10 protein-coding genes are annotated in these 10,115 nt (G+C 42.2%); 7 read left to right on the forward strand and 3 right to left on the reverse strand.

The annotated features are described in order from the left end of the window. Nucleotides 1–58: 58 nt before the first annotated feature. The 3 genes from GVJ38_RS03775 to GVJ38_RS03785 all read left to right on the forward strand — a co-directional run bounded on the left by GVJ38_RS03775 (nucleotide 59) and on the right by GVJ38_RS03785 (nucleotide 2,313). A complete protein-coding gene (locus GVJ38_RS03775; protein ID WP_159721839.1) occupies nucleotides 59–1,216 on the forward strand; it encodes a THUMP domain-containing class I SAM-dependent RNA methyltransferase in 1,158 nt (385 codons plus the stop codon). Further along, nucleotides 1,209–1,868 carry an HD domain-containing protein gene (locus GVJ38_RS03780; protein ID WP_159721840.1) on the forward strand — a complete coding sequence of 220 codons (660 nt, stop codon included), beginning with the start codon at nucleotides 1,209–1,211 and terminating at the stop codon, nucleotides 1,866–1,868. The genes GVJ38_RS03775 and GVJ38_RS03780 overlap by 8 nt, the downstream gene beginning before the upstream one ends. 100 nt (nucleotides 1,869–1,968) lie before the next feature. Then, nucleotides 1,969–2,313 (forward strand): hypothetical protein, encoded by a 345-nt coding sequence (locus GVJ38_RS03785; protein WP_159721841.1) that lies wholly within the window; start codon nucleotides 1,969–1,971, stop codon nucleotides 2,311–2,313. 7 nt (nucleotides 2,314–2,320) lie between these two features. On the opposite strand, the gene GVJ38_RS03790 is transcribed toward GVJ38_RS03785, so the two are convergent. Further along, on the reverse strand, nucleotides 2,321–2,635 hold the full coding sequence (locus GVJ38_RS03790) for a hypothetical protein (protein ID WP_159721842.1): 315 nt from the start codon (nucleotides 2,633–2,635) through the stop codon (nucleotides 2,321–2,323). Between the two features lie 115 nt (nucleotides 2,636–2,750). Between GVJ38_RS03790 and GVJ38_RS03795 the strand changes: the two genes are divergently transcribed. Both GVJ38_RS03795 and GVJ38_RS03800 read left to right on the forward strand, forming a co-directional pair. After that, a complete protein-coding gene (locus GVJ38_RS03795) occupies nucleotides 2,751–3,932 on the forward strand; it encodes a VanZ family protein (protein ID WP_159721843.1) in 1,182 nt (393 codons plus the stop codon). After that, the gene (locus tag GVJ38_RS03800) at nucleotides 3,922–5,268 is read left to right on the forward strand and encodes a DEAD/DEAH box helicase (RefSeq protein WP_159721844.1); all 1,347 of its coding nucleotides are present in this window, start codon (nucleotides 3,922–3,924) and stop codon (nucleotides 5,266–5,268) included. Before GVJ38_RS03795 ends, GVJ38_RS03800 begins: the two co-directional genes overlap by 11 nt. A gap of 52 nt (nucleotides 5,269–5,320) precedes the next feature. Here GVJ38_RS03800 and GVJ38_RS03805 read toward each other — a convergent pair whose 3' ends face one another. Further along, the gene (locus GVJ38_RS03805) at nucleotides 5,321–5,755 is read right to left on the reverse strand and encodes a GNAT family N-acetyltransferase (RefSeq protein ID WP_159721845.1); all 435 of its coding nucleotides are present in this window, start codon (nucleotides 5,753–5,755) and stop codon (nucleotides 5,321–5,323) included. Between the two features lie 66 nt (nucleotides 5,756–5,821). Here GVJ38_RS03805 and GVJ38_RS03810 point away from each other — a divergent pair, with 66 nt between their 5' ends. Both GVJ38_RS03810 and alaS read left to right on the forward strand, forming a co-directional pair. Then, nucleotides 5,822–6,871, forward strand: coding sequence for a DUF7278 family profilin-like fold-containing protein (locus tag GVJ38_RS03810; RefSeq protein ID WP_159721846.1), 1,050 nt, complete (start codon nucleotides 5,822–5,824; stop codon nucleotides 6,869–6,871). Between the two features lie 317 nt (nucleotides 6,872–7,188). After that, nucleotides 7,189–9,825, forward strand: coding sequence for an alanine--tRNA ligase (gene alaS, locus GVJ38_RS03815; RefSeq protein WP_159721847.1), 2,637 nt, complete (start codon nucleotides 7,189–7,191; stop codon nucleotides 9,823–9,825). 125 nt (nucleotides 9,826–9,950) lie between these two features. On the opposite strand, the gene GVJ38_RS03820 is transcribed toward alaS, so the two are convergent. Beyond that, a partial coding sequence (locus tag GVJ38_RS03820; protein WP_200849450.1) for a transposase occupies nucleotides 9,951–10,115 on the reverse strand: 165 nt, incomplete at its 5' end.

Raw genomic sequence — 10,115 nt, forward strand, 5'->3', positions numbered from 1 at the left:
GAATGAAGCTGTTCAGCCGTCATTTAGGGAAATAAAAAAACACTTAAAGGAGTTTATTATGAAAGAATATCAATTGATCGCTACGGCGGCAAGTGGAATCGAGGCACTGGTGGGCAAAGAATTGCGCAACTTAGGGATCGATTGCCAAGTAGAAAATGGCCGTGCCCGTTTTAAAGGAACGCAAGAAACAATCGCGACGGCTAATTTGTGGCTACGGACCGCCGATCGGGTCAAAATCATCGTCGGGGAATTTGATGCTGTTACATTTGAGGAATTATTTGAAAAGGTCAAAGCCCTACCTTGGGAAGACTTTTTACCATTTGATGCTGAATTTCCAGTTGCCGGTCGTTCAATCAAATCGACTTTATACAGCGTTCCTGATTGTCAAGCGATCACAAAAAAAGCGATCGTAGAACGTTTACGAGAAGTTTACCATCGACCAGCACGCGTACCGCTGCCAGAAACGGGTGCTTTTTTCCAATTAGAAGTCGCACTGTTAAAAGATCATGTGCAAGTAACTTTAGATACGACGGGGCCTAGTTTATTCAAACGAGGCTATCGGCTGGAAAAAGGTGGCGCGCCATTGAAAGAAAATATGGCTGCTGCGCTTGTCATGTTGACGAATTGGCGCAAAGACCGACCATTTTACGATCCAGTTTGTGGTTCGGGAACTTTATGTATTGAAGCTGCCTTGATCGGTCACAATATCGCTCCTGGTTTCAATCGTGAATTCGCTTGTGAGGCGTGGGATTGGTTTGAACCAGCTGTTTTTAAACAAGTTCGGGCGGCGGCAGATCAAGCTGCTGATTATGATCTAACATTGGATATTACCGGTTCGGATATCAATGGCCAAATGATCGAAATCGCCAAAGCAAACGCAGCAGAGATCGGTTTAGGGGATTCGATCACGTTTAAACAACAAGCGGTTAAAGATTTCAAAACTGAAAAAGAATATGGCGTCATTGTGGCCAATCCTCCTTATGGCGAACGTTTAGGGGATGAAGAAGCCGTTCAACGGTTGTATCATGAGATGGGCGAAGTTTTCCGGCCTTTAAAAACGTGGAGCAAATATATTTTGACCAGTGATTTGGCGTTTGAAGAATTTTATGGAGCCAAAGCAACGAAAAAACGGAAACTTTATAACGGTGCGATCCGAACTGATTTCTTCCAATATTGGGGAACGCGACCACCTCGTAAGGAACAGCCACATGACTGATCTTTTAACTCAAGTGCAACAATACAGTCGAGAAAAAGTCGGAACAGATACGTCAGGTCATGATTATTTTCATGCAAAGCGAGTAGCTAAAACCGCTCAAGAATTAGCCCATGATACAACGGAGATAGACATGGAGCTGATGTTGACGACTGCTTATTTACATGATGTGATCGATGATAAAGTCGCTGCAGATCCAGTAGCAGCAAGAAAAGACTTGGTTGAGTTTTTAAAAAGTCTTGGTTGGTCACTTACGCGCCAAGTTGCTTTTTTTGCAATCATTGAGCAATTGTCTTTTTCAAATGAGTTAGAATTTGGGAAAGCCCACTTAAGTTTGGAAGGGCAGCTAGTTCAAGATGCGGATCGGTTAGATGCATTAGGTGCGATCGGGATTTTACGGACCGCATATTATGGTGGGCATACTGATAGTCCGCTATATGATCCCCAGCAACCACCTCAAACATTTGAGACTAAAGCCGCTTATCGTAAAAAAGGCCCCGTACTCAATCATTTTTATGAAAAGCTTTTTAAATTGCCAGCTTCTATGAATACAGCGACCGGCAAAAAAGAAGCCGACCGTCGTGTCCGCTTCATGCAAGATTTTTTACTGGAATTTTATTCAGAATGTGGGGAAGATTTTAACTTCCCAGCTTAAAATGAATTGAAAATGAAAAACAGAGTCTGACCGATCAAATCACTTTTGTTTGACCGTACTTCCCCTTTATACTGATAAAGTAAGAAGGGGGTCCACTGTTATGTTGCATCGGGTGGTATTAAAACCAGAGCGCATGTTGTCTGTTTTGCCGCAAGTCGATGAAGGTCTTTTTGTGATTCGCTGTCCCTTGTTGAAAAAAACGTACCAAGTCATCTTATATAAATATAATGAGGATTATTTCCTCTTACGGAATCCATATTTGGTCCATCTGCTATTAGATAAGTCGAAGCTTCAGTTAAGTAATTCCTATTTGTTAGGACTCATCGAACAAGCGATGGAAGCCAATCATTATCAAATGACGACTAAAGAATGGGTCACATTAGACTTGAATACGTTACGGTATCAGTCAGAAGTCGAAATCGAAATGTTTAGTTTTGGAGAATAGCAGGTCGCTATTCTCTTTTTTGTAATCGCCGAAACAAGCGGAAAAAGTTGTAGATCGTTAATAAGAGACCGACGAGCAGTGGCAAGAGCAATAATCGTGGGGCGTAACCGAAAGTTTCTTTAAAGTCTTTTAATGAATTGAGATTGGTGATCGATTGGCCGTAGCGATAAACTTGATAGCTGAAAGTCGTTAAAAAAACTGAGATCAAAGTTAAGACGAATTGACGATAATCGGCGTTTTTAAGTTTTTTCAGACTGTAAAAAATACTGTATAAAATAATGAGTACAACGGGGATTCCGAAAGCAAAAAATGGATTGAGCAACTGAAAAACCTCCTTTAGTTCAGTGTTGACAAAAACTTAGCATTAGTCAACCCAAAAGACAAGATTTGTCTAATTTTTCAAAGTTTAGTAAAGTGAAAAAAAGGAGTTGGATTGCATGACAAGTTATACCTTTCCAATCAAAATGGCGCTGCTGATCTTTCCTTTTTTAGCTTTTGCAATTACGGTGCCATTTTTGATCTATTACTATCGGCGTTACGGGACATTAGGAAAAAAGCGCAGTTTGATCTTGTACTCGTTTGTCTTTTATTTATTGTGCGCTTATTTTCTGGTCATTTTGCCTTTGCCACCTCGGAGTGTAGTCGCGCAATTGACTGGTCCGCGTTATGAGTTGCGTTTATTTCATTCGCTACAGGAATTTTTGACGCAGACTGTTTTTCGGCCAAGCCAGCCCGCGACTTATTTACCTGCGCTAAAACAAAGTGTTTTTTTAGAACCAGTCTTTAATTTATTATTGTTGTTTCCATTTGGGATCTACTGTCGCTATTATTTTAAACTCACTTACAAACAAACGATCGGTGCCAGCTTTTTATTGTCACTTTTTTTTGAGTTAACTCAATTGAGTGGCTTGTATTTTATTTATCCGCGCCCTTATCGTTTGTTTGATGTCAATGACTTACTGCATAATACGCTGGGCGGTTTGCTGGGTTTTATTTTTGAACCACTATTTGTCTTTTTCTTACCAAGCCGGGATGATCTAGATCAGGAAGCGTGGGTGAAAGGAAGACATGTGTCAGTTTTGCGTCGCAGTATCGCAAGTGTGATCGACTGGTCAGTGATCGGCGTTGTAAGTACTTTCGTAACATTACTTTTAGCTACTTTTCACTTAAACTTAGCGGTGAATGAAGTGACTTCATTTGGTTGGTTCTTATTAGAAGTCGCATTGTATTTTGTTGGGGTGACTTATGTGACCGGTGGAACTACTGTCGGGAAAAAAATCGTTCGAATCAAAGTCACGGCTCAAAACGGGCAACGTGTCTCGTTGAAAAAATTAGTGATCCGCTATGGCTTTTTTTATGGCATGTTGGGGGTGACTTTACGCTTATTCAACTTTACTTTGACTCATCTGACGGTGCCAAACCATACCGTGATGCTAGCATATTTGTTAATTCTATTGTTGAGTTTAGCGATTTTGCTTTTATTTGGCTTTAACTTATTGTATGCTCAACTGAGACGAAAAGATCGTTTATTCCATGAAAAAGCAAGTCAGACCATGACGATCAGCACGGTCGTTTCTCGGTCAGGAAAGTCAGAGAAAGAGGGAAACTATGTCATTTGAATCATTTCAATTCCAGCCTTTTATTTTAGCGGCAATTAAAGATAAAGGTTTTACTAACCCAACTGCAGTCCAAGAAAAATTGATCCCGGTGATCAAAAAAGGCCGCAGTGTCGTGGGCCAATCGCAAACCGGTTCAGGAAAGACCCACACGTTTTTACTGCCGTTGTTCGATCGATTAGACGGGACTAAAAATGAAGTCCAATTGGTGATCACCGCACCGAGTCGGGAGCTAGCGGATCAGATTTATCAAGCCGCAGTTCAGATCGCTAAATTTTCACCAGTAGAGTTGCGGGTAACGAACTTTGTCGGTGGGACAGATAAAAAACGTCAATTAGAAAAATTAGCGCATCAGCAACCTCATGTCGTGGTAGGGACTCCAGGACGAATTTTAGATATGATGAATGAAAAAGCGCTCTTAGTTCACACCGCGCAAGCGTTCGTGGTAGATGAAGCTGATATGACCCTGGATATGGGCTTTTTACATGAAGTCGATCAAATCGCGGGTCGCTTGCCGAAGCGGTTGCAGATGCTCGTCTTTTCAGCTACGATCCCCGAAAGACTACGACCATTTTTACAAAAATATATGGATAATCCAGTGGTTGAAGAGATCAAAGCTAAAGCGGTGATTTCTGATACGATCGAAAATTGGTTGATCCAAACAAAAGGCCAATCAAAAAATCAATTGATCTATCAAGTGTTGACTTTGGGACATCCTTATTTAGCGATCGTCTTTGCTAACACGAAACAGCATGTGGACGAGATCACCGAATACTTGAAGTCACAAGGCTTAAAAGTTGGTAAGATCCATGGCGACATCTCGCCTCGTGAGCGAAAACGAGTGATGCGCCAAGTTCAAAATTTAGAATTTCAATATGTAGTAGCCACCGATTTAGCTGCTCGCGGGATCGATATCGAAGGCGTTTCTCATGTCATCAATGCGGAGATCCCACAAGATCTAGAATTTTTCATTCACCGAGTCGGACGAACGGGGCGAAATGGATTACCTGGAACGGCGATTACTTTCTACTCACCCGGGGAAGAAGACTTGATCAATCAAATCGAAAACTTTGGGGTGACTTTCCAACCAAAAGAGATCAAAAACGGTGAGATCGTTGACAGTTATGATCGTAACCGACGGAAAAAACGCGAAAAGAATAAAGACGAACTTGATCCGACTTTGATCGGTTTAGTCAAAAAGAAGAAAAAGAAAGTCAAACCTGGTTATAAGAAAAAAATCGACCGGGCGATCGAAAAATCAAATCAGCAAAAACGACGTCAAGCACGCAAAAAAGATCAGCGTAGTGCTCGGAAACACAAAAAAAATACGCATTCATAAAAAATTCGAGCAAGCCTAGTTTGCCGTCAAATTGAAAACAGCTCTCAGAATTTTAATCTGAGAGCTGTTTTTGCATCGTGATACACAAGATGCCATCTGCTAAATAGGGACTTGAAGTTTTATGATAGCCTAGGCGCTCATAAAAAACTTGCGCACTTACTTCAGCTACTAGTTGGGCGTGGTTCAAACCAGCAGCACGACCCTTGGCTTCGATCGTTAAAAGCGCTCGAGTACCGAGACCTTGTTTGCGAAAATTTTTAGCCACACACAGGCGGTCTGGCTGTAAAGTCGTGGCAGTACTTGTTTGATAACGGATCGTCGCCACGGGTTTTTGCTCTATAAAGGCAACATAATATGAACGAGTATGATCATCTAACGCGTCAAATTCTAATTGCGGTTCGATTTGTTGTTCTAAGACGAAAACTTCATAACGCAAGGCAAAAGCGGCTGCTTGTAGCCATTTTTCAGAACCAAAAAATTCCTTCATCTGACTCCTCATTTCAACAGTTAGTGGTATACTTAATGATAACAAAGAGGAGTAGGGGAGAAAAGTATGAATATTATTGACCAACTGGACTGGTCGTATTGGAAACGATTGAATGAAAAAGATAAACGCACTTTGTTTAGTCAAGTGTTGATGTATTTTGTCAATCCTTTGATGCGGTTGACAGATATCGAGTTAAAAGAGTTTGAACTCTATGGCATCAAATGTCAGACTTTTGAGCTTTTGATCGATGAAGAACCGTTTGTTTTCATTCCAGGAAATCAAGATGCGATTTTGGGTTGGAATCTTGGGGTCAAAGGATTGTCGCTCTTAGAAACAGCACCGCAAAAAAATGCGCAGAACCCGCAGCAGTTAAGTGATCAAGCTAATTTATTAGACACTCATGCATTAGCGGAATACATCAACCAGTATACCTCAGAATTGCGCAAAGTTGTGATCCCGCCAATGTTAGTGCAAAAATTTGCTTTGCCGGCTGGGACGAATTACTTGGGGATCTATGACACGATCACAGGTGGCTTTCACGGTGCTGCCGATCAGTTTGCGACCTTTGAAGCAGAGATCAAAACAGCTTTGTTCCCACAACTGACACCAGCTGAAAGTTTGAGTTGGTCATTTCCAGTCACAAAATTAGTAAAAAATCGGTGGTATATCGAACAAGTGCCAACTACGGATAATTACTATGTTTTTAGTCATGAAGAACAATCCTATGCTAGTTTGCGAAACAGTGTGCGGAAGAAAAATTTCGATCTATTGACTGAAGACCAGTGGGAATATGTCAATGGTGCTGGCAGTCGCCGCTTATTTCGGTGGGGCAATGAGTTGAATGTAAATGATTTATACCGCGGGAAAAAGTTGAAAGTCATGATGCATGGCGAGAATATGTTCGGCTTGATTTTTGATACGCGAATGGCACGTTTTGAACTCACCGAAGATCCAGGCGTCGTCAAGTTAGGACCCGCGCTAGAAAGTTGCGGAATCCCGGTCGTGGATAAATTACCGCTGTCGACCTATTACCGACCAAATGACTTGTTAGCTGCGGAAAAAGTTTTAGATCCGGCTGAGTATTTATACCGCAAAGCGATCATCGTCAAAATTTAGTGCATCGCTGAAAAAACACACTACCGTATTTTAAGTTTAGCGCAAGTTTCAGTTTGACTTTTGGAAATTTTTTGCATATACTTTTTGCAGGATATGATTTGACTTAAGCCATCCACAGAAAGTCCAGCAAAGTTGAGAGCTGGATGTTGGACCAGTTAAGTTGCTCCCTGCACTTTTTGACTAATCATCAAACGTAACTCGGCGTTAACGAGTTGAAGAGGTAATGATCAAACTATCATTGCAATCAAGGTGGTACCGCGAATGTTTTCGTCCTTGACTGCAGTGGTAGTTTATTTTTTTTAGAAAAGAGGATGAAGATGAAACACTTATCAAGTGCCGAAGTTCGGCAAATGTTTTTAGACTTTTTCAAATCAAAAGGACATATGGTGGAGCCCAGCGCTTCATTAGTGCCCGTTAATGACCCGACCCTTTTATGGATCAACTCGGGTGTGGCGACGTTGAAAAAATATTTTGACGGCACCATCGTACCTGAAAACCCTCGTATCACGAATGCGCAAAAATCGATCCGAACAAACGATATCGAAAACGTCGGGAAAACCGCGCGTCACCATACGATGTTTGAAATGTTAGGAAATTTTTCGATCGGAGATTATTTTAAAACTGAAGCGATTCATTGGGCGTGGGAATTTTTGACTTCACCTGATTGGATTGGATTTGACCCGGAAAAATTATACGTGACCGTTTATCCTAAAGATACGGAAGCTAAACGGATCTGGCTAGAAGAAGTTGGCTTACCAGAAGACCATGTCGTCGAAGTTGAAGATAATTTTTGGGATCTAGGAGCAGGTCCTAGTGGTCCCGACTCAGAGATCTTTTACGATCGAGGTGAAAAATTCAACGATTTACCGGCAGATGATCCAGAAAATTATCCCGGTGGCGAAAACGAACGGTATTTGGAAATTTGGAACTTGGTCTTTTCTGAATTCAATCATACCCAAGATGGCAACTATGAACCGCTACCTCATAAAAACATTGATACGGGGATGGGCTTAGAGCGGATGGTCTCGATCATCCAAGATGCGCCAACGAATTTTGAAACGGATTTGTTTATGCCGATCATCCATAAAGTTGAAGAACTAAGTGGGAAAACTTATGGCAAGGACAAAGCAACAGATGTTTCCTTTAAAGTGATCGCTGACCATATTCGCTCGCTAGCATTTGCGATCGGGGATGGCGCCCTTCCTTCAAATGAAGGCCGCGGCTATGTCTTGCGTCGTTTATTGCGCCGGGCTGTCATGCACGGGAAAAAGCTAGGGATCGATGAAGCCTTCTTGTATAAATTAGTTCCTGTCGTCGGTGAGATCATGGTGAGCTATTATCCTGAAGTCTTAGAACAAAAAGAATTCATTGAAAAAGTCGTGCGTTCTGAAGAAGAGCGTTTCCATGAGACGATCAATGAAGGATTGGCGATGTTAGATCAAGTTTTAGCAGACGTCAAAGCAAATAATGAAAGTCAATTAGATGGTAAGATCATTTTCAAACTATATGATACTTATGGTTTCCCAGTCGAATTGACTGAAGAAGTTGCAGAAGATGCCGGGCTAACCGTGGACCATGCCGGATTTGACGTTGAGATGCAAGCACAAAAAGAACGGGCTCGGGCAGCTCGGACAACTGAAAAATCAATGGGTGTGCAGACCGCTTTACTGGGAGACATCAAAGTCGAAAGTACGTTTGTCGGCTATGAGCATTTAAGTGTGGAAAGTGAATTGCTAACGGTGATCAAAGGGGAAGACTTAGTCGCAGATGTCAGTGACGGTCAAGCGCAATTGATCTTTAAAGCTACACCATTTTACGCAGAGATGGGCGGACAAGTCGCCGATCATGGGATCATTTCTGATCTTGATGGTAAGATCGTGGCTAAGGTCATCGATGTGCAAAAGGCGCCAAATGGTCAACCACTGCATAAAGTTGAAGTCGTAGGGACCTTAGCAGAAGGTAAAAATTATTTCTTACAAGTCAATCAAAGTATGCGCAATAAGATCATCAAAAACCATACGGCAACCCATTTGCTCCATAAAGCGCTAAAAGAAGTGTTGGGCGATCACGCTAATCAAGCAGGTTCATTAGTGGCACCTAAACACTTGCGGTTTGACTTTACCCACTTCGGTCAAGTAACGGCGGCTGAATTAAAAGAAATGGAAAAGATCGTCAACCAAAAAATTTGGGAAGCCATTCCAGTCGTAACGATCGAAACGGATATCGATACCGCTAAAAACATGGGCGCGATGGCTTTGTTTGGTGAAAAATACGGCCACGATGTTCGGGTCGTAAATGTCGGCGATTGGTCGATCGAATTATGTGGAGGAACTCACGTAGCTAACACCGAGGACATCGGGTTGTTCAAGATCGTCTCTGAATCGGGGATCGGAGCCGGTGTGCGTCGGATCGAAGCGTTGACGGGACAAGAAGCATATGAAGCGTTCCGCAACCAAGAAGATCAATTGACTCAAATCGCGCAAGTCGTGAAGTCACCTCAAATCAAAGAAGTTGTTGCTAAAACAGAGCAATTGCAACAACAAGTCAAAGAACTACAAAAAGAAAACGAACAGCTAGCGACGAAATTAGCGAACCAACAAGCCGGCGATGTCTTCAAAAATATCCAAGAGGTCAATGGCTTAACAGTGATCACAGCCAGCGTCAGTGTCAAAGATATGAATCAATTACGTCAATTAGCTGATCAGTGGAAGCAAAAAGGCTATTCTGATATTTTAGTTTTAGGGACCGCACAAGGTGAAAAAGCGAATTTATTAGTCGCGATGAACGACAAAGCCTTGGCAGAAGGTAAAAAAGCCGGGGACTTGATCAAACAGATCGCACCGAAAATTGGCGGAGGCGGCGGCGGTCGTCCCGATATGGCGCAAGCCGGCGGGAAAAATCCAGCTGGATTGCAAGCGGCGCTTCAAGCAGCCACCGAAGAACTGAGCAAATAAGACAAGTAGCTGCCAACGAACGATTAGGTAGCAGCCATGGCGTTTTAGCCAATAGGGGAGTAAGGCATAACGGCTCTTTGTCAACTAGTGTTGGTAGAGTGAAATCAGTAGAATATTACAAGCGGCTAGGCAGCTCTTCTGTCTAGCCGTTTGTTTGTCGTTGGTTTTAGTTTTCTAAAATACTTTCCTCTGTATAAAAAGATTCGTTCTCTGAAATTATAGAAGTTTCTGAAACCATAGGCGACACGTTTTAATACCTTGATATGGTTGTTCAAGCATTCTAGTGGGCC

The organism is Enterococcus sp. CSURQ0835 (assembly GCF_902706605.1).
GTDB lineage: Bacteria > Bacillota > Bacilli > Lactobacillales > Enterococcaceae > Enterococcus_A.

Coding starts and splice junctions, on each gene's coding strand:
- GVJ38_RS03775 (WP_159721839.1), top strand. CDS start 59: ATGAAAGAATATCAATTGATCGCTACGGCGGCAAGTGGAATCGAGGCA.
- GVJ38_RS03780 (WP_159721840.1), top strand. CDS start 1,209: ATGACTGATCTTTTAACTCAAGTGCAACAATACAGTCGAGAAAAAGTC.
- GVJ38_RS03785 (WP_159721841.1), top strand. CDS start 1,969: ATGTTGCATCGGGTGGTATTAAAACCAGAGCGCATGTTGTCTGTTTTG.
- GVJ38_RS03795 (WP_159721843.1), top strand. CDS start 2,751: ATGACAAGTTATACCTTTCCAATCAAAATGGCGCTGCTGATCTTTCCT.
- GVJ38_RS03800 (WP_159721844.1), top strand. CDS start 3,922: ATGTCATTTGAATCATTTCAATTCCAGCCTTTTATTTTAGCGGCAATT.
- GVJ38_RS03805 (WP_159721845.1), bottom strand. CDS start 5,755: ATGAAGGAATTTTTTGGTTCTGAAAAATGGCTACAAGCAGCCGCTTTT.
- GVJ38_RS03810 (WP_159721846.1), top strand. CDS start 5,822: ATGAATATTATTGACCAACTGGACTGGTCGTATTGGAAACGATTGAAT.
- alaS (WP_159721847.1), top strand. CDS start 7,189: ATGAAACACTTATCAAGTGCCGAAGTTCGGCAAATGTTTTTAGACTTT.